Genomic DNA, 24,473 nt, shown 5'->3' on the forward strand with positions numbered 1-24,473 from the left:
AAAAGCCGCCCCCGATGCGCGCGCCCTGCTTCATCTTGCCGGAAATACTCGCGCCGCAGGCATCCCGGCCCCACCGCCGGGACCGGCCCTTCGGGGCTCAGGCACCGGCAGGCCGGTCATGGCTGACCATGGTCAGCAATTCGTATTCCGCCACCTGTTCGCCATGCTGGTTGGTCAGCGTGGCATTCCACGCCACCTCGCCATAACTCCTGGTGCGTGCGGTCTTGCGTTTGCAGGTCAGCCGCACGGCGATGCTGTCGCCGGGGCTGACGGGTTTCTGAAAGCTCAGCCCGTTCAGCCCGGTATTGGCCAGCACCGGCCCCGGATCGGGTTGCACGAACAGTCCCGCCGCAAAGGACAGCAGCAGGTATCCATGCGCCACGCGGCCGGGGAAGAACGGGTTCGCCTTTGCGGCGTCCTCGTCCATATGGGCATAGAAGGTGTCGCCGGTGAAGCGGGCGAAATGCTCGATATCCTCCAGCGTGATCTCGCGCGCCTCGGTGTTCAGCGTTTCGCCGATTTCGATTTCGCCGAAGGTGCGCTGGAACGGGTGCTGCGGGCCTGTTTTCTCGGCGCTGCCCCGCACCCAGGTGCCGGTGATCGCGGTCAGCATGTCGGGGCTGCCCTGGATGGCGCTGCGCTGCATGTAGTGCAGCACGCCGCGCACGCCGCCCAGTTCCTCGCCGCCGCCGGCGCGGCCCGGTCCGCCATGGACCATGTGGGGCAGGGGGCTGCCGTGGCCCGTCGCCTCGTCCGCGCTGTCGCGGTTCATGATGTAAAGCCGCCCGTGATGCGCCGCGCTGTGCAGCGTCACCTCGCGCGCCACGCCCGGATCGTGGGTGAACAGCGAGGCCACCAGCGATCCGCCGCCCGCATTGGCCAGCCGCGCCGCATGTGCGGTGTCGCGGCAGGGCAGCAGCGTGGCCACCGGGCCGAACGCCTCGACCCGATGCACGGCGCTGGCCGCGTCCGGGTCGGCGCAGGCCAGCAGGGTGGGGGACAGGAAGGCGCCCGGCAGGTCCGGCGCGCTGTCGCCGCAGACAACCCGGGCCTCGGCCTTCAGTTGCGCCAGCCGTGCGGTCACGTCGTCGCGCTGCGCGAACCCGGCCAGCGCGCCCATGCGCGTGGCCTTGTCCGCCGGGTCGCCGATGGTGATCCGGCCCAGCCTGTCGGCCAGTGCGTCGGCCACGTCACCGACCTGCGCTTCGGGTACGATCAGGCGGCGCATGGCGGTGCATTTCTGGCCCGCCTTCACCGTGATCTCGCTCACCGCCTCTTTCACGAACAGGTCGAACTCGGCGCTGCCGGGGGTGGCGTCGGGGCCAAGGATCGCGGCGTTCAGGCTGTCCTGCTCGCTGGTGAACCGCACCGCGTTGCGCAGCAGCCCCGGCGTCTGGCGCAGCATCAGCGCGGTGTCGGCCGATCCGGTAAAGGCCACCACGTCCTGCGCGCCCAGCAGCTCCAGCAGGTTGCCGGTGCGCCCGATCACCAGTTGCACCGCGCCTTCGGGCAACAGGCCGGACTCGACGATCATGCGGAAACACGCCTCGGTCAGGTAACAGGTCTGCGTTGCGGGCTTCACGATGCAGGGCACGCCCGCCAGCAGCGCCGGGGCCAGCTTTTCCAGCATCCCCCAGACCGGGAAATTGAAGGCGTTGATATGCACCGCCACGCCCTGCAGCGGCACCGCGATATGCTGGCCCAGGAACGTACCCTTGCGCGACAGCTGCTCGATATCGCCCTCGATATAGACATGGCCGTCGGGCATCTCGCGCCGCCCCTTCGAGGCGAACAGGAACATCGTGCCGATCCCGCCGTCGATATCCACCGCGCCGTCCTGCCTTGTCGCGCCGGTCAGCGGGTTCAGGGCATAAAGTTCCTCCTTGCGGGTATCGAGATAGCCCGCCAGCGCCTTGAGCATCCCGGCGCGCTGGTGAAAGGTCATCGCGCGCAGGGCGGGGCCGCCGCGGGTTCGGGCGTGCTCCAGCATCGCGGCGAAATCCAGCGGGGTGCCGCCGGCCTGCGCGATGGCGGTTGCGCTGACCGGGCCGACGATCTCTTGCGCGGTATCGCCCGGCGCGATCCATTGCCCGCAGGCATAGCTTTCCGGTCTCAGCATGTCCTGTCCTCCCGCTGTCCATGTGCCCGGGCAGCATGGCGCATCGCGCGGCGTCGCGCAATACTCTTGACCGTGCGGTCGGTTTTGTGCACGCTTCCACAAGGAACAGGAGGAGGGCCGGATGACGCCAGAAGAGCGTGCCCGCCGTTCGGCGGCGGCGATGTGGGAGGGCGACCGCGCAAGCAAGTGGCTGGGCGCGCGGATCGACGAGATCGGCCCCGGCCGGGCGGTGCTGTCGATGGAGGTCGCCGACCACCACCTGAACGGCCACAGCATCTGTCACGGCGGCTATATCTTCACGCTGGCCGACAGCGCCTTCGCCTTTGCCTGCAACAGCCATAACAGGATGGTCGTGGCGCAGGAAAACACCATCACCTTCCTGTCCCCGGGCAAGGGGGGCGAGCGGCTGACCGCCACCGCCGAAGAGATCAGCCTGAGCGGCCGCTCGGGCGTCTACGACGTGGTGGTCACCGGGCAGGACGGCCGCAAGGTGGCGCTGTTCCGCGGGTTGTCGCGGCAATTGTCCGGGCAGCATTTCGAGGAGGAGGAGGACGAGGCATGACAACGCCAATCATCTGCACCATGTGCATCGGCGCGAACCGGGGCCGCGCCCCTTCGGCGGGGGCTGCGTGATGGAAGACCTGTCCCCCAAACCCGGCGATCTGGAGCCGATCGAAACCGCCAGCCGCGACGAGATTTCGGCGCTGCAACTCGACCGCATGAAATGGTCGCTGCGCCACGCCTATGACAACGTGCCGTTCTATCGCCAAAGCTTCGACGACGCGGGTGTGCATCCCGACGACCTGCACAGCCTGTCGGACCTGGCGAAATTCCCGTTCACGGCCAAAACCGACCTGCGCGACAATTACCCCTTCGGCATGTTCGCCGTGCCGCGCGCGCAGGTGCAGCGCATCCATGCCTCGTCGGGCACGACGGGGCAGCCGACCGTGGTGGGCTATACCCAAAATGACCTCGATGTCTGGGGCACGGTGGTGGCGCGGTCGCTGCGCGCCTCGGGGCTGCGGGCGGGCGACCTGCTGCACAACGCCTATGGCTACGGGTTGTTCACCGGCGGGCTGGGCATCCACCTCGGCGCCGACAAGCTGGGGCTGGCCACTGTGCCGATCTCGGGCGGGATGACGCCGCGCCAGGTGCGCCTGATCGAGGATTTCCAGGCCACCGGCATCACCGTCACCCCGTCCTACGCGCTGTCGATCCTGGATGAATACGCGGCACAGGGGCTGGACCCGCGCAAATCGCCGCTCAAGGTCGGGATCTTCGGGGCCGAACCCTGGACCAACGCCATGCGCCGCGAGATCGAAGAGGCGTTCGACATGCACGCCGTCGACATCTACGGCCTGTCCGAGGTGATGGGCCCCGGCGTCGCCAATGAATGCGTGGAAACCAAGGACGGGTTGCACATCTGGGAGGATCATTTCTACCCCGAGGTGATCGACCCGAACACCGGCGCGGTCCTGCCCGATGGCGAACTGGGCGAACTTGTCTTCACCTCGCTGTCGAAAGAGGCATTCCCGATCGTCCGCTACCGCACGCGCGACCTGACGCGGCTGTTGCCGGGCACCGCGCGCACGATGCGGCGGATGGAAAAGGTGACGGGGCGCAGCGACGACATGATCATCCTGCGCGGCGTCAACGTCTTTCCCACCCAGATCGAAGAGGTGCTGATGCAGGTCCGCGACCTTGCCCCGCATTTCCAGATCGAACTGCACCGCAAGGGCCGGATGGACGCGATGCGCGTGCTCTGCGAGGCCTGCGAAGGCATCGGCCCCTCGGGCCGCGAGGCCGCGGCGCGCGACATGGCGCATCGCATCAAGCAGACGGTGGGCATCAGCGTGGAAATCCACGTCTTCGATCCGGGCGGCGTGGCGCGCAGCCAGGGCAAGGCGGTGCGCATCATCGACAACCGCCCCGGGCGCAACTGATGGCCCGGGGTCTGGCCCGCGATCACGACGAGAAACGCGCGGCCCTGCGCCACGGGGCCGCGCAATATTTCGCGCGCCATGGCTTCGACCGTGCCAGCATGACCGGCGCGGCGCGGTCCTGCGGCGTGTCCAAGGCGCTGATCTATCACTATTACCCGTCGAAAGAGGATCTGCTTTTCGACATCCTCGACGATCACCTCGGCGCGCTGGTCGCAACGGTCGAGGCCGCGCGCGGGCAGGGCATAGGCGGGCTGATCCGCGCCATCCTGTCCGCCTACGAGGATGCCGATGCCGAGCACAAGCTGCAGCTCGACGCGTTGTCGGTGCTGCCCCACGACAAGCAGACCCCGCTGATCGCCCATCAGCGGCGGCTGGTGACGATCATGTCCGACGCGGTGCACGCCGCCTCGCCGGACCTGTCCCCCGACCGGCTGCGCGCGGCCACGATGACCGTTTTCGGCATCCTCAACTGGTTCTACATGTGGCACCGCCCCGGCAAGGGGCTGAGCCGCGCCGACTATGCCGACCTTGCGGCCGATTTCGTCATGGGCGGGCTGGCTGCGCTGCGCTGAGGGGCACCCCGGCCCCCTTCATCGTTCCGCAAATACTCCCGCCGGAGGCGTCCGGCGGTCAGCCCCCGCGCACCGCCGGAACGATGGCTCAGCCCCTGGGATAGCCGATGGTTTTCAGCGCCGCGGCGATCTCGTCCAGGATCGCGGGGTCGTCGATCGTGGCGGGCATCCTGAACTCTTCGCCATCGGCGATCTTGACCATCGTCGCGCGCAGGATCTTGCCCGAGCGTGTCTTGGGCAGGCGGTCGACCACGCAGGCCAGCTTGAACGCCGCGACCGGGCCGATCTGGTCGCGCACCATCGCTACGCATTCCTTTACGATCTCGTCATGCGGGCGGTTCACCCCGGTGGTCAGGCAGACGAAGCCCACCGGCAACTGGCCTTTCAACTCGTCCGAGATGCCGATCACCGCGCATTCGGCCACGTCGGGATGGTTGGCCAGCACCTCCTCCATCGCGCCGGTGGACAGGCGATGCCCGGCCACGTTGATCACGTCGTCGGTGCGCGCCATGATGTAGAGGTATCCGTCCTCGTCGATCATGCCCGCGTCGCCGGTTTCGTAATAGCCGGGGAAATGGTCGAGATAGGATTTGCGGAACCGGTCCTCGGCATTCCACAGGGTCGGCAGCGTGCCCGGCGGCAGCGGCAGTCTGACGGCGATCGCGCCCAGTTCACCGGGTTTCATCGGGTGGCCGGCCTCGTCCAGGATCTGCACGTCATAGCCCGGCATCGGCACGGTGGGGCTGCCCAGCTTGACCGGCAGCGCCTCGATCCCGGCGGGCATCCCGGCGATGGTCCAGCCGGTTTCGGTCTGCCACCAGTGGTCGTAGATCGGCTTGCCCAGGACATTCGCCGCCCAGTTGATCGTGTCGGGATCGGCGCGTTCCCCGGCCAGGTAGACCGCGCGCAGCGCGCTCAGGTCGTATTTGCCGACGAACTCGCCCTTGGGATCGTCGCGTTTCACCGCGCGAAAGGCGGTGGGCGCGGTAAAGAAGCTGCGCACGTTATGTTCGGAAATCACCCGCCAGAAGGTGCCGGCATCGGGCGTGCCCACGGGCTTGCCCTCGAACACGATGGTGGTGTTGCCGTGGATCAGAGGGGCGTAGCAGATATAGCTGTGGCCGACGACCCAGCCGACATCGGACGCCGCCCAGAACGTATCGCCCGGATCGACGTTGTAGATGTTCTTCATCGACCAGTTCAGCGCCACCAGATGCCCGCCCGTATGGCGCACCACGCCCTTGGGCTGGCCCGTGGTGCCCGAGGTATAGAGGATATAGGACGGGTGGTTGCCCTCGACCGGCAGGCAGTCCGCCGGTTCCACGCCGTATTGAAAGGCGTGCCAGTCCACGTCGCGCCCCTCTTCCAGCTTTGCGACCTCTTGTTCGCGCTGGAAGATCACGCAGAAATCGGGCTTGTGGGCGGCCTGTTCGATGGCGCCGTCCAGCAGTGGCTTGTAATGCACCACGCGGCCCGGCTCCAGCCCGCAGGAGGCGGCGATGATCGCCTTGGGCTGCGCGTCGTCGATGCGCACCGCCAGTTCATGCGCCGCGAAGCCGCCGAAGACGACCGAATGGATCGCGCCGATCCGCCCGCAGGCCAGCATCGCCTCCAGCGCCTCGGGCACCATGGGCATGTAGATGATCACGCGGTCGCCCTTTTCGACGCCCCTGGCGCGCAGCGCGCCGGCCAGCGTGGCCACGCGGTTGCGCAGCTCGGCAAAGGTGATCTTGCGCGTGGTGCCGGTGATCGGGCTGTCATGGATGATCGCCACCTGCGCGCCGCGGCCGTTTTCGACGTGGCGGTCCACCGCGTTCCAGCAGGTGTTCACCTTGCCGTCGGCGAACCATTCGTACAGGTCGCCGCCCCGGTCGAACAGCGCCTGTGACGGTTTCTCGTCCCAGTCGATCGCCTCGGCGGCCTGCATCCAGAAGGTTTCGGGATCGGTCTTCCAGCTTTGATAGGTTTCGGCATAGGTGGTCATGGTCTTTGTCCTCCATCCCTCGGGCGCCGGGGCTTATGTGGCGCTGTCTGCCAATCGGGATAGGTGACGGGGCGCCTTTTGGGCAAGCCTGTTACCGCCCAAACGGACAGATGGCCGCAGGAAATTTGCAGAAATCACCGAAACGAACCTGCAAATTTTTGCAAACCGGCCGGAGGGGCGATGGCTTGCTGCGAAATTTGCAGATGTTTGCAAACCTGCAAATCGACTGGTGCAAATCCTCGCGAATCCGCGGGACTCAGCCGTAATGGGCCACCGGCGTGCCGGCGATGGCGGCCATGTTCAGCAGGCCGCGCGTGGTGATGCCGGGGCTGACCACGTGGGCGCGGTTGCCCATGCCCATCAGGATCGGCCCGACCTCGAGCCCGTCGGCCTTCATCTTCAGGATGTTGCGCACGCCCGAGGCCGCGTCGGCATGGCCGAAGATCAGCACATTGGCCACCCCCTCCATCCGGTTGCCGGGCAGCAGCCGCTCGCGCAGGTCGGGATCGAGCGCGGCATCCACGTTCATCTCGCCCTCATAGGCGAAATCGCGCGGCTTGCCGTCGAGGATGGCAATCGCCTCGCGCAGGCGCTTGCCCGACCCCTCGGCCTGGTTGCCGAACTGGCTTTGCGAACAGAAGGCGATGTTGGGGACCAGCCCGAAGCGGCGCACGTGGCGCGCGGCGCCGATGGCGATCTCGGCCAGGTTTTCCGGCGTGGGCAGCGAATAGACATGGGTGTCGGCGATGAAAAGCGGCCCGTCCTCGAGGATCATCAGCGACAGCGCGCCATGCGGGCGCAGATCGCCCCGGCCCAGCACTTGCGTCACGTAATTCAGGTGCCAGCGATATTCGCCGAAGGTGCCGCAGATCAGGCTGTCGGCCTCTTCGCGGTGGACCATGACCGCGCCGATGGCGGTGGAATTGGTGCGCATGATCGCGCGGGCCAGGTCGGGGGTGACGCCGCGCCGCGCCATCAGCTCGTGATAGGTGCCCCAGTAATCGCGGTAGCGCGGGTCGTTCTCGGGGTTCACGATATGCAGGTCGCGCCCCGGCCGCACGGTCAGGCCGTAGCGTTCGCAGCGGCGTTCGATCACCTCGGGGCGGCCGATCAGGATGGGCTGTTCGGTGGTCTCCTCCAGGATGGCCTGGGCGGCGCGCAGCACGCGCTCGTCCTCGCCCTCGGCAAAGACGATGCGGCGGGCCGCGGTCGCCGCGGCCTCGAACACCGGGCGCATCAGCAGGGCGGATTTGAACACGCTGGCGTTCAGTTGCTGCTTGTAGGCGGCGAAGTCGTCGATCGGGCGGGTGGCCACGCCCGACTCCATCGCAGCGCGGGCCACGGCGGTCGACACCACGCCCGACAGGCGCGGATCGAACGGTTTGGGGATCAGGTAATCGGCCCCGAAATTCAGCTGCTCGCCGCGATAGGCGGCGGCGGCCTCGGCGCTGGTGGTGGTGCGGGCCAGTTCCGCGATGCCGTCGATGCAGGCCAGTTGCATGGCGTCGTTGATCTCGGTCGCGCCAACGTCGAGCGCGCCGCGAAAGATGAACGGGAAACACAGCACGTTGTTGACCTGGTTGGGAAAATCGCTGCGCCCGGTGGCCATGATCGCATCGGGCGCGACCTCGCGCACCTCGTCGGGCAGGATCTCGGGCGTGGGGTTGGCCAGCGCAAAGACGATGGGCCGGTCCGCCATTTTCGCCACCATGTCGCGGTTCAGGACGCGGGGGCCCGACAGGCCCAGGAACAGGTCGGCGCCACCGATCACCTCGTCCAGCGTGCGCAGCTCGGTCTCCTGCGCATAGGCGGCCTTTTGCTCGGTCATGTCCTCGGTCCGGCCCTTCCAGACCAGCCCGTGAATGTCGCACAGCCACACGTTTTCGCGCCGCACGCCCAGCTTCAGCAGCATGTTCAGGCAGGCGATGCCCGCCGCGCCGCCGCCGGTGCTGACCACCTTGATATCCTCGAATCGCTTACCCGCCACGTGCAGCGCGTTCTTGGCCGCCGCGCCCACCACGATGGCGGTGCCGTGCTGGTCGTCGTGAAAGACGGGGATGTTCATCCGCTCGCGGCAGATCCGTTCGACGATAAAGCAATCCGGCGCCTTGATGTCCTCAAGGTTGATCGCGCCGAAGCTGGGCTCCATCGCGCAGACGATTTCGGCCAGCTTCTCGGGGTCGGGCTCGTCCAGTTCCAGGTCGAAACAGTCGATGCCCGCGAATTTCTTGAACAGGACCGCCTTGCCCTCCATCACCGGCTTTGACGCCAGCGCGCCGATATTGCCCAGCCCCAGCACGGCCGAGCCGTTCGACACCACCGCCACCAGGTTGCCGCGCGCGGTATAGCGGCTGGCATTGGCGGGGTCGGCCACGATCTCGGTGCAGGCCTCGGCCACGCCGGGGGAATAGGCGCGGGCCAGGTCGCGGCCATTGGCCAGCGGCTTGGTGGCGCGAATCTCGAGTTTTCCGGGCTTGGGATGCTCGTGATAGAACAGCGCGGCCTGGCGCAGCGTGTCTTTCTGGGTATCGGTCATCGCGGTCTCCTCAGGGGATTGTTTAGTGTTAAACTATCGTCCAGCGCAAGGAAAATCGGCGGTTTCCGACCGGCAATGGCATATTGCAAAGCGCGGCCCGAACGGACAGGATCGGCCGTGCAATCACGCAAGGACGCCCGCCCATGCAGATCATGACCGCCGGAATGCCGTGGCCCGCCCGGCCCGGCGCGTTCGCAACCACAACGGAGGACCGGCCATGAGCCTGCTGGATGCCGCGCGCGACGTGCGCGAAAACGCCTATGCCCCCTATTCCCATTTCAAGGTCGGCGCCGCGATTCGCGGTGCCTCGGGCACGATATACGTGGGCTGTAACGTGGAAAACGTGGCCTATCCCGAAGGCACCTGCGCCGAGGCCGGGGCCATCGCCGCGATGATCGCCGCGGGCGAAACCGAGATCACCGAGGTCTGCGTGATCGCCGACAGCCCCACGCCCGTTACCCCCTGCGGCGGCTGCCGCCAGAAACTGGCCGAGTTCTCGCGCGGCGAGGTCACGGTGCGCATGGCCACCGTGGACGGGCCCGAACAGGTGGTGACCGTGGCCGACCTGCTGCCCGGCGCCTTCGGGCTGGGCCATCTGGGTCACGGGCACGCGGTCAAGGGCTGATCCCGCATGGATGCCCGCGCCATCATCGCCAGACTGCGCGACCGTCAGCCGGTCACGGCCGACGAACTGCGCTGGTTCGCGCAGGGGCTGGCCGATCGCGGCGTCAGCGATGCGCAGGCCGGCGCCTTTGCGATGGCGGTGCTGCTTAACGGGCTGGATCGTGACGGGCGCGTGGCGCTGACGCTGGCGATGCGCGATTCCGGCCATGTGCTGCGCTGGGCGCTGGACCGGCCGGTGATCGACAAGCATTCCACCGGCGGGGTGGGCGATTGCGTGTCGCTGGTGCTGGCCCCGGCGCTGGCGGCCTGCGGCGCGGCGGTGCCGATGATCTCGGGGCGGGGGCTGGGCCACACCGGCGGCACGCTCGACAAGCTGGAATCGATCCCCGGCTTCACCACCGGGCTGGACGAGGCGCGGCTGCGCTCGGTCGTGGATCAGGCGGGCTGCGCCATTGTGGCGGCCAACGCCGAAATCGCACCCGCCGACAAGCGGCTTTACGCGGTGCGCGACGTGACCGCGACGGTCGAAAGCCTGGACCTGATCACCGCCTCGATCCTGTCGAAAAAACTGGCGGCGGGGCTTCAGGGGCTGGTGCTGGATGTCAAGCTGGGCTCGGGCGCGTTCATGAAGACGCCGCAGGACGCGCGCGCGCTGGCGCAGGCGCTGGTGGAAACCGCCAACAGCGCGGGCTGCCCCACCGCCGCGCTGATCACCGACATGAGCCAGCCGCTTGCGCCCGACCTTGGCAACGCGCTCGAGGTTGCCAGCGCCATGCGCGTGCTGACCGGGGCGGCGCGCGGGCGGCTGCACGAGCTGACGGTGACGCTGGGCGGCGTGGCGCTGGCGCAGGCGGGGCTGGCGGCCGATGTCGTCGCGGGTGCGGATGCGCTGGCCGCCGCCATCGCCGACGGGCGCGCGGCACAGGCGATGGGCCGCATGGTGGCGACCCAGGGCGGGCCGCTGGCCTTTGTCGAGGAATGGGCGCGCTTCCTGCCCGAGGCCCCGGTCATCCGCGAAGTGCCCGCGCCGCAGGCGGGCCATGTCGCGGCCATCGACGGGCAGGCGCTGGGGCTGGCCGTGGTGGGGCTGGGCGGCGGGCGGCAGGTGGAAACCGACCGCGTCGATCCGGCGGTGGGCCTGTCCGAGGTCGTGCCGCTGGGCGCGGCCGTCGAACGGGGGCAGCCGCTGGCCCGCATCCATGCCGCGCGCGAGGATGCCGCCGACGCGGCGCTGCGGGCGGTGCAGGGCGCGATCACGCTGGGCGCGCAGGCCCCCGACCTGCCGCCGCTGGTGCATGAGGGGGTGGGGATATGACCCGCGCCTTCCTGATCGTGCTCGATTCCGCCGGGATCGGCGGCGCGCCCGATGCCGGGCGGTTCTTCAACGGCACGCAGCCCGATACCGGCGCCAACACGCTGGCCCATATCGCGCAGGCCTGCGCCGATGGCCGGGCAGGGGCGGGCCGCAGCGGGCCGCTGCGCCTGCCCAATCTCGACCGGCTGGGGCTGGGCGCGGCCATCGCGCTGGCCAGCGGCGACGCCGCGCCGGGGCTGGGTTGCGCGCCGCAGGGCCTGTGGGGCGCGGCGACCGAGGTGAGCCCGGGCAAGGACACGCCCTCGGGCCATTGGGAGCTGGCGGGCGTTCCGGTGCCGTGGGACTGGCATTATTTCCCCGACACGCAGCCCGCCTTTCCGCCCGATCTCAGCGCGGCGGTGGCGCGGGCGGCGGGCACCGATGGCATCCTCGGCAACTGCCACGCCAGCGGCACCGAGATCGTCGCTCGTCTGGGAGAGGAGCACCTGCGCAGCGGCTGGCCCATCTGCTATACCTCCGCCGACAGCGTGTTCCAGATCGCCGCGCATGAGCAGGCGTTCGGCCTCGACCGCCTGCTGGATCTGTGCCGCGCGGTGGCGCCGATGCTGCACGACATGCGGGTGGGCCGCGTGATCGCGCGGCCCTTTACCGGCGCGCCGGGGCAGTTCACCCGCACCAGCAACCGCCGCGATTTCGCCATCGCGCCGCCCAGCCCGACGCTGTGCGACTGGATCAGCGGGGCGGGCGGCACGGTGCATGGCGTCGGCAAGATCGGCGACATCTTTTCGATGCAGGGCATTTTCGACACCGTCAAAGGCAGCGATGCCGAGCTGATGGGAGACCTGTCGCGCCTTGTGGACGGGGCAGAAGACGGCAGCCTGACCTTCGCCAATTTCGTGGAATTCGACAGCCTTTATGGCCACCGCCGCGACGTTTCGGGCTATGCGCGGCACCTGGAATGGGCGGATGCCGAACTGGGGGCGCTGATCGCGCGGCTGCGCCCGGGCGACCTGATGCTGATCACCGCCGATCACGGCAACGATCCCACGTGGATCGGCACCGACCACACCCGCGAACGGGTGCCGGTGCTGGGCGCGGGTGTGGGTGTGCGCGCGGTGGGGCAGGTGGGCTTTGCCGATATCGCCGCCAGCATCGCGGCGCATCTGGGCGTGCCCTCGCAAGGACCGGGAAAAAGCTTTCTATGAGTTGGCAATCCTTTCCGAAGATCGAACTGCACCTGCATCACGAAGGCGCCGCGCCGCCCGATTTCATCCGCCGCCTCGCGCAGGAGAAATCGGTGAACCTGTCCGGCGTCTTTGCCGAAGACGGCTCTTACGCCTTCCGCGATTTCGCGCATTTCCTGCAGGTCTACGAGGCCGCGACCGGCGTGTTGAAAACGCCCGACGATTACGCCCGGCTGACCGCCACGGTGCTGGAGCGCGCGGCGGAGCACGGCGTGATCTATTGCGAAAGTTTCCTGTCGCCCGATTTCTGCGGCGGGCGCGATCTGGGTGCGTGGCGCGAATACCTGCACGCGATACAAGAGGCCGCCGCGCATGCCGAGGCGCAGACCGGCGTCACCCTGCGCGGCATCGTCACCTGCATCCGCCATTTCGGCCCCGACAAGGCCCGCGAAACCGCGATCTGCGCGGCGGAAACCGCGGGCGACTGGATCGTGGGCTTCGGCATGGGCGGGGATGAAACCCGCGGCAGGCAGGGCGATTTCGCCTGGGCCTTCGATTGTGCGCGCGAGGCGGGGCTGAAGCTGACCACACACGCGGGCGAATTCGGCGGCCCGGATGCGGTGCGCCAGGCGCTCGACGATCTGCGCGTCGACCGGATCGGCCACGGCGTGCGCGCCATCGAAGACCCCGCGCTGGTCGACCGGCTGGCCGGGAGCGGGACGGTGCTGGAGGTCTGCCCCCGCTCGAACCTCGCGCTGCGGCTTTATCCCGACATGCGCGCGCATCCCGTCGAACGGCTGCGCGCGGCGGGCGTGCGGGTGACCGTCAATACCGACGATCCGCCGTTTTTCCGCACCACCATGACCCGCGAATACGAGGCGCTGGAACGCGCCTTCGGCTGGGACGAAGAGGTGTTCACGCAGATCGCCCGCACCGCGCTGGAGGCCGCGTTTTGCGACGACGCCACGCGTGAAAGGCTGGCAAAGCGGCTTGAGGCAGGTCTGAAAGCGGCCACATAGCTTGCCCATCCTGCCGTTCGAGCAATGCACCCTGCCCGGAACAGCCGCGCAGCGGCCCGGGCATCGCACGGCCGCCCCCCGGCCGGGCGATTGGCTGCCGTCTGCACTCCGTTTCGAGGGAGGAAGTGGCGGGACGATAAATTGCCCATCACAAATGTCGGATCGCCCGACCGCGGCCGTGCGCTGCCCTTCGGGTGCGCTCGACTTTAAATGCCGGCTCCGGGGTGCGAGACAGCCATCGACCGCAGACCGCAGGCGCTCCATCCCCGACGAAACGGAAAAACCCTGGCCGAAATGAAAGGCCGATGTGTCGCGTTTCAGCCTCCCGATCCGGGAGGAGCCCGTTTCCAAGCCTGTCAAGCTGCGCTAGAACGGCGCAAATCCCGAGACAGGAGCCCGGCCATGACCGATCATCTGACCATCGTCGACCACCCGCTGGTGCAGCACAAGCTGACCCTGATGCGCGACAAGACCACCCCCAGCGCCGTGTTCCGCCAGTTGCTGCACGAGATCAGCCATTTCCTGACATACGAGATCACCCGCGACCTGCCGATGACCACCAAGACCATCGAAACCCCGATGGCCGAGATGGAGGCGCCGACGCTCAGGGGCAAGAAACTGGCGCTGGTCAGCATCCTGCGCGCGGGCAACGGGATGCTGGACGGGGTGCTGGACTGCATTCCGCTGGCGCGTGTGGGGTTTGTCGGGCTCTACCGGGACGAGGCGACGCTGCAACCGGTGCAGTATTACTGCAAGCTGCCCGAGGGCATGAACGACCGCGTGGCGATCGTGGTCGACCCGATGCTGGCCACCGGCAATTCCTCGGCCGCGGCGATCGACCTGGTCAAGGCGTCGGGCTGCACCGACATCCGTTTCATGTGCCTGCTGGCCGCCCCCGAAGGCGTGGCCCGCATGAAAGAGGCGCACCCCGATGTGCCCATCGTCACCGCCGCGCTGGACGAGCGGCTGAACGACAAGGGATACATCGTTCCGGGACTAGGTGATGCGGGCGATCGCATGTTCGGCACAAAATAAAGGGGGTTCACCAAGGCAACGCCCTTTACTCGGTTGCCGAAAAAAGGCACTCTGCGCGCAGTGAATGCGTGGGGGCGCCATGAGTTTTGCACGAGTTCTGTCTGTCGCTGTATTGATCGGCCATATCGGGTTCGGCGTCGCCAACGCCCAGTCCCAGATGAAAACCGAGATTCCGGCCGAATTTCCGCCCGCCAGCTTCAAGGGCAGCCAATACGTGGACAGCCGCGGCTGCGTCTATATCCGCGCGGGGATCGACGGCAATGTCACCTGGGTGCCGCGCATGACGCGGGCCCGCCAGCATATCTGCAACGCCCGGCCGACCTTTGCCAGCGCACCCGCGCCGCAGCCGCAACAGACAGCGGCGGCCAGCACGGCGACGGTGCTGCCGCCGCCCGCCGATGCGCCGAAACCGAAACCGGCCGCCGCGCCGGCACCCGCGCCGAAACCCCAGCCGGCCAGCCGCCCCGCGCCGCGTGTCGTGACGGCACAGCCCGCACCCGCGCCGGAACCCGTCCGCGTCGCACCCCCGGCGCCGCAGCGGGTCACGGTCTCGTCCGCGCCACGGCCGGTTTCCATCGCGCCAGCACCCGCGCCGGTCCGGCAGGTCGCCGTGCCCGCGCGCAAGGTCGGGACGGTGCGCGCGCCGGTGGCGCCCAGCACCGCCACGGGCTGCCGCTGGGCCTCGCCGCAAAGCGCGCAATACATGCGTGGCAAGGGCGTGCGCTGCGGTCCGCAGGCCGTGTCGCCGGTTTCATCCACGCGGGTGCCCGCCGCGCGGGGGGCGGGCATCCGCGTGGCCACCGGCCCGCAGGCGATCCGCATTGCGCCGGGCACGCGGGTCGCGCCGCTGCACGTGGCCCGGATGCAGCAGGCCGCCCATGTCACAGGCCCGGTCCCCGAGGGCTATCGCCTGGTGTGGGAGGACGACCGCCTGAACCCGCACCGCGCGCACCAGACGCTTGAAGGCAAGCGCATGATGGACCTGCGCTGGACCCGCGATGTGCCGCGCCGCCTGATCGACATGTCGACGGGCCGCGACGTGACGGTGTTCAACCCCGATCTTGTCTATCCCTATACCTCGATGGAGCAGCAGCAGATGGCGCCGGGATCGCCCGCCCGCGTGTCGACCAAGGGGCAGGCCGTCGCGGCGCAGCCCCGGATGTCGACCCGCTCGGCCCCCAGGGCGCTGCGCCCCGGCGGCAACGACAAGGCGCTGCGCGTGGCGTCCGGCCATCGCTACGTGCAGGTCGGCAGCTACCCGTCGGACACGGCCGCGCGCGCGGATGCGGCGCGGCTGAAACGGGCGGGGCTGACGGTGCGGATGGGCACGCTGCATCGCGGCGGCACCACGGCGCGCGTGCTGCTGGCCGGGCCCTACGGCTCGCCGCAAAGCCTGGGCAACGCGCTCCACGCGGCCCGGCGGGCGGGCTTCCCGGCGGCGGTCACGCGCGAGTAGGCGGCGGCGCGTTTCCGTCAGGCCCCTTGCCGGATGTGTCGGGTGGCCAGGCAGAAATCGACCGGTCGAAAGACACACCCTGCCCGGAACAGCCGCGCAGCGGCCCGGGCATCGCACGGCCGCCCCCCGGCCGGGCGATTGGCTGCCGCAGGTGCCACGCTTTGAGGGAGAATGTGGCTGGACGATAAATTGCCAGTCACAGATGTTGGATCGCCCGACCGCGGCCATGCGATGCCCTTCGATTGCGCTCGACTTGAAATACCGGCTCAGGACGCGCCGCAGACAAACACCTTCATCCCGCCGGGTTCCGCACCGCATCCGGCAAGAGACCCACATTCCCGCGCGGGCCTTGCCCGGCGTGGTCAGCTGCCGCAGATCGCCTGCAGGCGCAGCCAGTCATTGTCGCTCAGCACGGCGCGGGGCGGCGGGGTGCTGGCAAAGGGATCGGCCTCGATCAGGCCCAGCACCGTCTCACCCGTCATGTCGAGCGCATAGGCATAGGGGGACGAGCGCACGCCGGCACGGGCAAAGGCGGCCAGCATCCGGTCGTCGGGCACCGGCAGGTGCTTCACCGCAGGCAGCGTTTCGGCATAGCGTTGCAACGTCTCATCGGGCAGCGCGCCAGTGGTCAGCAGCCGGAACGAGGCGCGCAGACCGCCCGCGCGCAACAGCCGGTCCAGCGGATCGGACAGCGCCGCACGCTCCTGCGCGGCAAGGATGTAGCCCGCCACCACGTCGGGATCTTCGTGATCCTCGATCAGCCGCGCGCGCAGCAGGATCTGCCCGCCCGGCAGCATCAGCGCGTCGCGCACCCCGTCGCGCACCACGGCCAGTTTCGGCACCCGCCCGCCGGGGCCGGGCAGCCGCGCGGCCAGCCGCGCCAGCGCCGCCTGGCCCTGCGGCTCGGCGCAGGCGGGGCCGGTGACGCGCTGCAACTGGGTGACCAGCGCCGCGCCGATATCGGCGCGCTTGGCGGCGGGCACCACCGACACCGCGTGCTCGCGCAGCGCGCCGGGCAGCCAGAACACCGCCACCGCCGCCACGGCGGCCGCGCTCAGCCCCAGCATCAGCAGCCGCAGACGGCCGGGATGCGGGCGGCCCCGGTCGATGGCGTGGCGCAGCTTTTCGATGGCGTCGATCATTTCCCCGGCATCGGCATCCAGTTCCAGCACCTCGTCGGGGTCGCCGTCGGGGTGGAACAGCGCGGGCCTTTCGCCGGGATTGGCACGCTCGACCGCGGCCAGCGACCAATGTGCCAGCGGCCTGTCCTGCAGGTCCGATATCACCAGCGTGGCGTCGCCGATCGACACCACGACCTCGCGTCGCTGCGCCCCGGCGCTTTCACGCCACAGCCCCGTCGCCTCGATCCGCTGGTACTGGGTAAGTGCTGTCATCTGCGGGCCTGCCCTGCCTCTTTGCGTCACAGTAGCACGGGCGCGGAAGCCGGGGCAATTGCCCCGGCGTCCGGGGAAAACCGCGCGGTTTTTCCCCCGGACCGCGCGGTTCGGGCGGCACTGGTAACGCCGGGCGGGCATGTCTATCTTGGGCCCAAAGGATACGGGGGCGCATTTGGTCATTTCCACCATTGCCGACAGCATTGCGCGCGGCGCCGAGGAAATCGGCGACACGGTTTCCGGCGCGTTCTTCGAGCCGGTGATCCGGCTGGGCGTCACCGGGCTCGCGCGGTCGGGCAAGACGGTGTTCATCACCTCGCTGGTGGCCAACCTGATGGACCGGGGCCGGATGCCGCAACTGGTGGCCGCCGCCGACGGGCGCATCTCTGCCGCGTTCCTGCAGCCCCAGCCCGACGACACGGTGCCGCGCTTCGATTACGAGGCGCATTACGCGTCGCTCACCGCCGATCGGCCGCGCTGGCCCGACAGCACCCGCGCGGTGTCGGAACTGCGGCTGTCGCTGCGGGTCAGGCCCTCGGGGCTGCTGGGCGGCTTGCAGGGGCCGCGCACGGTGCACCTGGATATCGTCGATTACCCCGGCGAATGGCTGCTGGACCTGGCGCTGCTGGACAAGGGCTATGCCCAATGGTCGGTCGAGGTGCTGGGCCGCATCGCAGGCCGTGCGCAGGCGGCCGAGTTCCTGGCGCTGGCGCAGGGCACGGACGGCACCGCCGGGCATGACGAGCCCACCGCCCGCGCGCTGGCCGACAGCTTTACCGCCTATCTGACGGCGGCGCGCGATGCGGGGTTCTACGACTGCACGCCGGGGCGGTTCCTGCTGCCGGGCGATCTGGCGGGCAGCCCGGCGATCACCTTTGCGCCGCTGCCCGGGGCGGAAAACGCCCCGCGCAAATCGCTGGCGCGCGAGATGGCCCGCCGGTTCGAAGCCTACAAGGCGCAGGTGGTCAAACCGTTCTTCCGCGATCACTTTTCCCGCATCGACCGGCAGGTGGTGCTGGTCGACGCGCTGGGCGCGATCAACGCGGGGCCGCAGGCGGTCGAGGATATGCGGCTGGCGATGGCCGACATCCTGACGGCGTTTCGCCCCGGCCGGAACGCGTTCCTGACCCGGCTGCTGCTGGGCCGGCGGGTGGAAAAGATCCTGTTCGCCGCCACCAAGGCCGACCACCTGCATCACAGCCAGCACGCACGGCTGACCGAGATCATGGAGGCGCTGACCCGCGACGCCCGCGACCGCGCCGATTTCGCCGGGGCCGCGACGCAGGCGATGGCCATCGCCGCGCTGCGCGCCACGACCGAGGAAACCATAGCCCATGACGGGCAGGCGCTGGACTGCGTGCGCGGCACGCTGCTGGACACCGGCAAGCGCGCGGCCTTCTATCCCGGCGCGCTGCCGGAAGATCCCAACCGCCTGCTGTCGCCCGCACGCGAGGGGGCGGAAAAATGGCTGGACGCCGATTACCGGATCATGCGCTTCGCACCCGCGCGGCTGACGCTGAAGCCGGGCGAGGGGCCGCCGCATATCCGGCTGGACCGCGCCGCGCAATTCCTGATCGGCGACCGGCTGTGAGCCGCGCCCCGAAACCCGCCCGCCTGTGGGAGGCGCCGTTTCTGCTGCGCATCCTGTGGGCGCATGAGGCGCCGGGGGCGCGCCCCCGGCGCACGGATGCGGCGCTGATGCTGCGCCTGATCCGCGATGGCGCGGTGCGGGTGGCCCGCGATGCGCGCGGGCCGGTCGGTTTCATCGCGCGGCGCGGGCCCATCGTTCTGGCGCTTTACGTGCATCCGCGCGCGCAGGGCTGTGGGCACGGATCGGCGCTGCTGGCCGAGGCCAAGGCCCATTGCCCGCAACTGGAACTCTGGACCCTGTGCGACAACATTTCCGCGCGCCGGTTCTATGCCGGCCACGGCTTTGTCGAGATCGCGCGGGGCCGGGGCCTTGGCAATGACGCGGGCCTGCCCGATATCCACCTTGCCTGGCAAAAGGAGTGCGCCGCATGACCAACGGCCCGGTTCTGATCGACCTCGAAGGACAGGACAGCGCGCCCGGCCCCGACCGGGCGCCGCCGGTGCCCGATCCCGGCCTGCCCGACCCGCAGGGCCGCGCGATGCAGACGGTGGCGACGCTGACCGCACGTCGCCCGTCGCGGCTGGCGCGGTGGTTCTGGGGGCTGTTGCTGGCGGTGCTGGGGGCGGTGCTGTCGGTGGCGGCATGGGATTTCGCCACCGGGCTTATCCAGCGTATCCCGGTTCTGGGCTACGCGGTCAGCGCGCTGATCGTGGCGCTGTTGCTGGTGGCGCTGGCGGCGGTGCTGCGCGAACTGGCGGCGTTTTCCCGGCTGGCGCGGATCGACAAGCTGCAGGCCCGGGCCGAGGCGGCGCTGGCCGAGGCATCGCTGGAAAAATCCCGCGCCGTGGTGGCGGAACTGGAACGGCTTTACGCCCACCGGGCCGAGCTGGACTGGAACCGGGACCGGTTTGCCGAACGCCGCGACGAGCAGTTCGATGCCGCCGCGCTGTTCGCGCTGGCCGAGGCCGAAATGCTGGCCCCGCTGGACGCCGCGGCGCGCGCCGAGGTCGAGGCGGCGGCGCGGCAGGTCGCCACGGTGACCGCCATCGTGCCGCTGGCGCTGGCCGATGTGGTGGCGGCGCTGACCGCCAATTTGCGGATGATCCGGCGCATCGCGGAAATCTATGGCGGCCGGTCGGGCGTGCTGGGCTCGTGGCGGCTGACGCGGGCGGTGATGACGCATTTGGTGGCCACCGGCGCGGTGGCGGTGGGCGACGACCTGATCGGTTCGGTCGCGGGGGGCAACGTGCTGTCGAAACTGTCGCGCCGCTTCGGCGAGGGGATCGTCAACGGCGCGCTGACCGCGCGGGTGGGCATCGCCGCGATGGAGGTCTGCCGTCCGCTGCCCTTCGGCCGCGCGGCGCGGCCATCGGTGTCGGGAACGGTCAAGCGCGCGCTGGCGGGGCTGTTCGGGTCATCGAAATGAGGGGCCGCGCCACGCCGGCCTGACCGGATCAGGGGGCGTTGCCCCCTCGGCCTGCGGCCTCACCCCCGAGTATTTTTGGCAAGATGAAGAGGGAAGGTCAGCGCAGGATCGGCACGCCGCCGGGGCCCTGCATCCGGTCGACCACGCCGGCGCGCAGGGTGCGGCCGATGCGGTGGGCCAGCGCGCTCCAGGCGGCGGCCTTGTCGGGGGTGAGCTCGTGGCGCAGCACCATGTCGAAAAGGCCCAGCCAGGCGTCGAACATGCCGGGGCGCACATTGCCCGCCTCCTTGTGCACCTGCACCACGTTGCCGTCATAGCGCCCGCTGTGCAGGATGGAGGCCTTCCAGAATTCGGTGACCTTCGCCTCGTGCGCGGGCCAGTCGCCGACATGCGCGGCAAAGACCGGCCCGAGGCCGGGATGGGCGCGCACATGGGCATAGAACGTGGCGACGACGCGGGCGATCTCGTCCTCGGAAATGTCGAAGCGGGGGGGCAGGGCGGTCATGTCTGTCGGTGTCCTTTCGGTGCGCGGCAATTCTGTGCGCGCTTTGCCGGGGATGCAACAGGCGGCATCGCGTCGCGCGGGGCTGGACGCCCGGACAGACGCGCCCTATAACCCGCGCCATGATGTATTTCGCGGCCATCGTCATTCGAATTACATGCCCGGCGCTCTGACAGGAACGAGCCGCCGGGACAACAGGCGTATGGACCTCCGCGCCGCCCCATCCAGAGATACCGACGATACGCAAAGGACGCCCGGACATGTGCGCCGAAACGCCTGACTACAAAGATACGCTGAACCTGCCGAAGACCGATTTCCCGATGCGCGCGGGCCTGCCCAAGCGCGAGCCCGAGTGGCTGGAGCATTGGGAGCGGCTGGGCATCTACGACCGCCTGCGCACGAAAGAGGGGCGCACGCCCTTTATCCTGCATGACGGCCCTCCTTACGCCAACGGGCACCTGCATATCGGCCACGCGCTGAACAAGACGATCAAGGACATGATCGTGCGCAGCCACCAGATGATGGGATTCGACAGCCGCTATGTGCCGGGATGGGACTGCCACGGCCTGCCGATCGAATGGAAGATCGAGGAACAGTACCGCGCCAAGGGGCAGGACAAGGACCAGGTGGATGTGATCGACTTTCGCCAGGAATGCCGCAAGTTCGCCGAAGGCTGGGTCGATATCCAGCGCGACGAATTCAAGCGGCTGGGCATCACCGGCAACTGGGCCGATCCTTACCTGACGATGAATTTCCATGCCGAGCGGGTGATCGCCGAGGAATTCATGAAGTTCCTGATGAACGGCACGCTGTACCAGGGCTCCAAGCCGGTGATGTGGTCGCCGGTCGAGGAGACCGCGCTGGCCGAGGCGGAGGTCGAGTATCACGACAAGGAAAGCTTTACCATCTGGGTGAAGTTCCCGGTGACGACGGCGGGTGAGTTGCAGGGCGCGAATGTCGTCATCTGGACGACGACCCCCTGGACGATCCCGTCGAACAAGGCGGTGGTTTTCGGGGCGGACTATGCCTATGGCCTTTACGAAGTGACCGGCACGCCGGACGAATGCTGGGCCAGCGTGGGCGAGCGTTTCATCCTGGCCGACAAGCTGGCCGGCGACGTGATGTCGCGCGCGCGGCTGGATGACGGCATGTGGACGCGCGTGCGCGACGTGTCGGCCGATGAGCTGGCGGGGCTGTCGCTGGCCCATCCGCTTGCCGGGGCCGAGGGATCGCAGGGCGAGTGGGACGCGCCTCGCGATTTCCGCGCCGCCGATTTCGTCACCGACGAGGAAGGCACCGGCTTTGTCCATTGCGCGCCCTCGCACGGGATGGAGGAGTACGAGCTTTACCGCGAGCTGGGGATGCTCGGCCAGGTGATCACCTATAACGTGATGGACGACGGGTCGTTCCGCGCGGATCTGCCGTTTTTCGGCGGCAAGCGCATCCTGAAACCCAACGGGAAAGAGGGCGACGCCAACAAGGCGGTGATCGACAAGCTGGTCGAGGTCGGCGGCCTGCTGGCGCGCGGCAGGATCAAGCACTCCTACCCGCATTCCTGGCGTTCGAAGGCGCCGGTGATCTATCGCAACACGCCGCAATGGTTCGCCGCGATCGACCGCCCGGTGGGCGACGGGCAGGACAGCTATGGCAGCACGATCCGGGAGCGGGCGCTGACCTCGATCGACAGCCTGGTGAAATTCACCCCGCAATCGGGGCGTAACCGGCTGTATTCCATGATCGAAACGCGGCCCGACTGGGTGCTGTCGCGGCAACGTGCCTGGGGCGTGCCGCTGACCTGTTTCACGAAAAAGGGCGCGCTGCCGGGCGACCCGGATTTCCTGCTGCGCGACGAACGGGTGAATGCCCGCATCGCCGAGGCGTTCGAGGCCGAAGGCGCGGATGCGTGGTACAAGGATGGCGCCAGGGAGCGGTTCCTCGGCAACGATTACGACCCGGCCGAGTGGGAGCAGGTGTTCGACATCCTCGACGTGTGGTTCGACAGCGGCTCGACCCATGCCTTCGTGCTGCGCGACCGCGCGGACGGCACGCCCGACGGTATCGCCGATGTCTATATGGAGGGCACCGACCAGCATCGCGGCTGGTTCCATTCCTCGCTTTTGCAGGCTTGCGGCACCAAGGGGCGCGCGCCCTATCGCAACGTGGTGACCCATGGGTTCACGCTGGACGAGAAGGGCAACAAGATGTCCAAATCGCTTGGCAATACCATCGTGCCCGAAGAGGTCATCAGGCAATACGGCGCCGATATCCTGCGGCTTTGGGTGGCGCAGACCGATTACACCGCCGACCAGAGGATCGGGCCGGAAATCCTGAAGGGTGTGGCCGACAGCTATCGCCGGCTGCGCAACACGATGCGCTTCATGCTGGGGGCACTGGGCCATTTCCGCGAAGAAGACCGCGTGGACGCATCCGAAATGCCCGAACTGGAACGCTGGGTGCTGCATCGTCTGGCGGAACTGGATGTGGCGGTGCGCGACGGCTATGCCGCGTTCGATTTCCAGGGGGTGTTCCAGCAGTTGTTCAACTTCTGCACCGTGGACCTGTCGGCGTTCTACTTCGATATCCGCAAGGATGCGCTGTATTGCGACGGCGACACCACCCGCCGCCGTGCCGCGCGCACGGTGATGGACCTGCTGTTCCACCGGCTGACCACCTGGCTGGCGCCGATCCTGGTGTTCACGATGGAGGATGTGTGGAAATCGCGTTTTCCGGGTGACGACGGATCGGTCCACCTTGAGGACATGCCCGAAACGCCCGAAAGCTGGCGCGACGATGCGCTGGCGGCGAAATGGGCGATGGTGCGCCGCGCCCGCCGTGTCGTCACCGCCGCGCTGGAGCTGCAGCGCAGCGACAAGGTGATCGGTGCCAGCCTCGAGGCGGCGCCGGTGGTCCATGTGCGCGACCCCGAAATGCTGGCGGCGCTGAAGACCGTGACCTTCGAGGATCTGTGCATCACCTCGGATATCCGGCTGACCGGCGATCCGCTCCCGAACGAGGCGTTCCGTATGCCCGAGGTCGAAGGCGTGGGCGTCGTGTTCGAAAAGGCCGAAGGGCAGAAATGCCAGCGGTGCTGGAAGATCCTGCCCGATGTGGGCCGCCACGCCCATCCGGCCACCTGCAAGCGGTGCAACGACGCGCTGGGCTGAGAAATCCGGTCCGGGCCGTTCAGGGCCCGGACCGTGCCGCATTGGCAGGGGCGCGCGGGCTTGCTAACCTTGCGGCAGTAAGCTGCCGGAGGGTCCGAGATGCGCCGACGCCTGTTCCTGGGTCTTGCACTGGCCGGGCTGGTGCCGGGCTGCGCGGCGACGCCGGGCGTGCGGCGCCTTGCCCCGAATTCCACGCTGATCGTCCTGCGCCATGCCGACCGCAATGGCGAGGACCTGAGCGAGACCGGCCGCCACCGCGCGCGGGCGCTGGTGGATGCGCTGGCCGAATTTGACATCGCGGCGATCTATGCCCCTGATATCAAGCGCAATTTCGACACCGCCGCGCCGCTTGCGCGGGCGCGGGGGCAGCGGGTGCGCACGCCGCTGGCTGCCGATCTGACCCGTCACCTGGTGCGGGTATCGGCGGGAAAAACCGTGATCTGGGTCGGCAACAAAAGCAATATCCGCACCATCTGGGAGGATCTGACCCTGCCCGAACCCGCGCCCCTCGAATACGGCGATCTGGCGATTATCCGCGCCGATGCCGGGGGGAGGCTCAGCGTGGAGCGGCGGTTCTTTGGCCCGCGCTGATGCTGGTTTCCGCGGGGT

19 protein-coding genes are annotated in these 24,473 nt (G+C 68.7%); 14 read left to right on the forward strand and 5 right to left on the reverse strand.

The window, feature by feature from the left end; genetic code table 11:
• Positions 1-97: 97 nt before the first annotated feature.
• Positions 98-2,119: a phenylacetic acid degradation bifunctional protein PaaZ gene (gene paaZ, locus F3H87_RS02415; RefSeq protein ID WP_149786627.1), complete on the reverse strand. Its 2,022-nt coding sequence runs from the start codon at positions 2,117-2,119 to the stop codon at positions 98-100.
• A 121-nt stretch (positions 2,120-2,240) separates the two neighbouring features.
• Here paaZ and paaI point away from each other — a divergent pair, with 121 nt between their 5' ends.
• The 3 genes from paaI to F3H87_RS02430 all read left to right on the forward strand — a co-directional run bounded on the left by paaI (position 2,241) and on the right by F3H87_RS02430 (position 4,634).
• The gene (gene paaI / locus F3H87_RS02420) at positions 2,241-2,681 is read left to right on the forward strand and encodes a hydroxyphenylacetyl-CoA thioesterase PaaI (RefSeq protein ID WP_149786626.1); all 441 of its coding nucleotides are present in this window, start codon (positions 2,241-2,243) and stop codon (positions 2,679-2,681) included.
• A 70-nt stretch (positions 2,682-2,751) separates the two neighbouring features.
• Complete coding sequence (paaK, locus tag F3H87_RS02425) at positions 2,752-4,062, forward strand: phenylacetate--CoA ligase PaaK (RefSeq protein ID WP_149786625.1); 1,311 nt, start codon at positions 2,752-2,754, stop codon at positions 4,060-4,062.
• Positions 4,062-4,634 (forward strand): TetR/AcrR family transcriptional regulator, encoded by a 573-nt coding sequence (locus tag F3H87_RS02430; RefSeq protein ID WP_149786624.1) that lies wholly within the window; start codon positions 4,062-4,064, stop codon positions 4,632-4,634. Before paaK ends, F3H87_RS02430 begins: the two co-directional genes overlap by 1 nt.
• Before the next feature lie 88 nt (positions 4,635-4,722).
• Here F3H87_RS02430 and prpE read toward each other — a convergent pair whose 3' ends face one another.
• Complete coding sequence (prpE, locus tag F3H87_RS02435) at positions 4,723-6,618, reverse strand: propionate-CoA ligase PrpE (RefSeq protein ID WP_149786623.1); 1,896 nt, start codon at positions 6,616-6,618, stop codon at positions 4,723-4,725.
• Between the two features lie 256 nt (positions 6,619-6,874).
• Positions 6,875-9,154, reverse strand: coding sequence for an NADP-dependent malic enzyme (locus F3H87_RS02440; RefSeq protein ID WP_149786622.1), 2,280 nt, complete (start codon positions 9,152-9,154; stop codon positions 6,875-6,877).
• A gap of 169 nt (positions 9,155-9,323) precedes the next feature.
• On the opposite strand from F3H87_RS02440, the gene F3H87_RS02445 reads away from it, so the two are divergent.
• The 6 genes from F3H87_RS02445 (at position 9,324) to F3H87_RS02470 (ending at position 15,787) form a co-directional block, all read left to right on the forward strand.
• Complete coding sequence (locus F3H87_RS02445; protein WP_223227944.1) at positions 9,324-9,779, forward strand: cytidine deaminase; 456 nt, start codon at positions 9,324-9,326, stop codon at positions 9,777-9,779.
• A 6-nt stretch (positions 9,780-9,785) separates the two neighbouring features.
• Positions 9,786-11,093, forward strand: a complete 1,308-nt coding sequence (locus F3H87_RS02450; protein WP_149786620.1) for a thymidine phosphorylase — start codon at positions 9,786-9,788, stop codon at positions 11,091-11,093.
• Positions 11,090-12,298 (forward strand): phosphopentomutase, encoded by a 1,209-nt coding sequence (locus tag F3H87_RS02455; RefSeq protein ID WP_149786619.1) that lies wholly within the window; start codon positions 11,090-11,092, stop codon positions 12,296-12,298. The genes F3H87_RS02450 and F3H87_RS02455 overlap by 4 nt, the downstream gene beginning before the upstream one ends.
• Positions 12,295-13,296, forward strand: coding sequence for an adenosine deaminase (locus F3H87_RS02460; protein ID WP_149786618.1), 1,002 nt, complete (start codon positions 12,295-12,297; stop codon positions 13,294-13,296). The genes F3H87_RS02455 and F3H87_RS02460 overlap by 4 nt, the downstream gene beginning before the upstream one ends.
• 402 nt (positions 13,297-13,698) lie before the next feature.
• Positions 13,699-14,331, forward strand: coding sequence for a uracil phosphoribosyltransferase (gene upp / locus F3H87_RS02465; RefSeq protein ID WP_149786617.1), 633 nt, complete (start codon positions 13,699-13,701; stop codon positions 14,329-14,331).
• Between the two features lie 79 nt (positions 14,332-14,410).
• Entirely contained in the window at positions 14,411-15,787 is a 1,377-nt protein-coding gene (locus tag F3H87_RS02470) for an SPOR domain-containing protein (RefSeq protein ID WP_149786616.1), read from the forward strand.
• 362 nt (positions 15,788-16,149) lie between these two features.
• Here the strand turns inward: F3H87_RS02470 and F3H87_RS02475 are convergent, their stop codons facing one another.
• Positions 16,150-17,181, reverse strand: a complete 1,032-nt coding sequence (locus F3H87_RS02475; protein WP_149786615.1) for a hypothetical protein — start codon at positions 17,179-17,181, stop codon at positions 16,150-16,152.
• A 175-nt stretch (positions 17,182-17,356) separates the two neighbouring features.
• Here F3H87_RS02475 and F3H87_RS02480 point away from each other — a divergent pair, with 175 nt between their 5' ends.
• From F3H87_RS02480 to F3H87_RS02490, 3 genes are read left to right on the forward strand one after another with little or no spacing between them, the layout of a single operon-like run.
• Positions 17,357-18,772: a YcjX family GTP-binding protein gene (locus tag F3H87_RS02480; RefSeq protein ID WP_149786614.1), complete on the forward strand. Its 1,416-nt coding sequence runs from the start codon at positions 17,357-17,359 to the stop codon at positions 18,770-18,772.
• On the forward strand, positions 18,769-19,203 hold the full coding sequence (locus tag F3H87_RS02485) for a GNAT family N-acetyltransferase (RefSeq protein WP_223227945.1): 435 nt from the start codon (positions 18,769-18,771) through the stop codon (positions 19,201-19,203). Before F3H87_RS02480 ends, F3H87_RS02485 begins: the two co-directional genes overlap by 4 nt.
• Complete coding sequence (locus F3H87_RS02490) at positions 19,200-20,198, forward strand: YcjF family protein (RefSeq protein WP_149786613.1); 999 nt, start codon at positions 19,200-19,202, stop codon at positions 20,196-20,198. Before F3H87_RS02485 ends, F3H87_RS02490 begins: the two co-directional genes overlap by 4 nt.
• Positions 20,199-20,295: 97 nt before the next feature.
• Here F3H87_RS02490 and F3H87_RS02495 read toward each other — a convergent pair whose 3' ends face one another.
• The gene (locus tag F3H87_RS02495; protein ID WP_149786612.1) at positions 20,296-20,703 is read right to left on the reverse strand and encodes a group III truncated hemoglobin; all 408 of its coding nucleotides are present in this window, start codon (positions 20,701-20,703) and stop codon (positions 20,296-20,298) included.
• A gap of 257 nt (positions 20,704-20,960) precedes the next feature.
• Between F3H87_RS02495 and ileS the strand changes: the two genes are divergently transcribed.
• Both ileS and F3H87_RS02505 read left to right on the forward strand, forming a co-directional pair.
• A complete protein-coding gene (gene ileS / locus F3H87_RS02500; protein ID WP_149786611.1) occupies positions 20,961-23,864 on the forward strand; it encodes an isoleucine--tRNA ligase in 2,904 nt (967 codons plus the stop codon).
• Between the two features lie 99 nt (positions 23,865-23,963).
• Positions 23,964-24,455 (forward strand): histidine phosphatase family protein, encoded by a 492-nt coding sequence (locus F3H87_RS02505; protein WP_149786610.1) that lies wholly within the window; start codon positions 23,964-23,966, stop codon positions 24,453-24,455.
• Positions 24,456-24,473 lie beyond the last annotated feature (18 nt).

Source organism: Lutimaribacter pacificus (assembly GCF_900142185.1).
GTDB lineage: Bacteria > Pseudomonadota > Alphaproteobacteria > Rhodobacterales > Rhodobacteraceae > Lutimaribacter > Lutimaribacter pacificus.

Bases quoted from the DNA above. Each gene is read 5' to 3' on its own strand.
- paaZ (WP_149786627.1), bottom strand. From the start codon at position 2,119: ATGCTGAGACCGGAAAGCTATGCCTGCGGGCAATGGATCGCGCCGGGC.
- paaI (WP_149786626.1), top strand. From the start codon at position 2,241: ATGACGCCAGAAGAGCGTGCCCGCCGTTCGGCGGCGGCGATGTGGGAG.
- paaK (WP_149786625.1), top strand. From the start codon at position 2,752: ATGGAAGACCTGTCCCCCAAACCCGGCGATCTGGAGCCGATCGAAACC.
- F3H87_RS02430 (WP_149786624.1), top strand. From the start codon at position 4,062: ATGGCCCGGGGTCTGGCCCGCGATCACGACGAGAAACGCGCGGCCCTG.
- prpE (WP_149786623.1), bottom strand. From the start codon at position 6,618: ATGACCACCTATGCCGAAACCTATCAAAGCTGGAAGACCGATCCCGAA.
- F3H87_RS02440 (WP_149786622.1), bottom strand. From the start codon at position 9,154: ATGACCGATACCCAGAAAGACACGCTGCGCCAGGCCGCGCTGTTCTAT.
- F3H87_RS02450 (WP_149786620.1), top strand. From the start codon at position 9,786: ATGGATGCCCGCGCCATCATCGCCAGACTGCGCGACCGTCAGCCGGTC.
- F3H87_RS02455 (WP_149786619.1), top strand. From the start codon at position 11,090: ATGACCCGCGCCTTCCTGATCGTGCTCGATTCCGCCGGGATCGGCGGC.
- F3H87_RS02460 (WP_149786618.1), top strand. From the start codon at position 12,295: ATGAGTTGGCAATCCTTTCCGAAGATCGAACTGCACCTGCATCACGAA.
- upp (WP_149786617.1), top strand. From the start codon at position 13,699: ATGACCGATCATCTGACCATCGTCGACCACCCGCTGGTGCAGCACAAG.
- F3H87_RS02470 (WP_149786616.1), top strand. From the start codon at position 14,411: ATGAGTTTTGCACGAGTTCTGTCTGTCGCTGTATTGATCGGCCATATC.
- F3H87_RS02475 (WP_149786615.1), bottom strand. From the start codon at position 17,181: ATGACAGCACTTACCCAGTACCAGCGGATCGAGGCGACGGGGCTGTGG.
- F3H87_RS02490 (WP_149786613.1), top strand. From the start codon at position 19,200: ATGACCAACGGCCCGGTTCTGATCGACCTCGAAGGACAGGACAGCGCG.
- F3H87_RS02495 (WP_149786612.1), bottom strand. From the start codon at position 20,703: ATGACCGCCCTGCCCCCCCGCTTCGACATTTCCGAGGACGAGATCGCC.
- ileS (WP_149786611.1), top strand. From the start codon at position 20,961: ATGTGCGCCGAAACGCCTGACTACAAAGATACGCTGAACCTGCCGAAG.
- F3H87_RS02505 (WP_149786610.1), top strand. From the start codon at position 23,964: ATGCGCCGACGCCTGTTCCTGGGTCTTGCACTGGCCGGGCTGGTGCCG.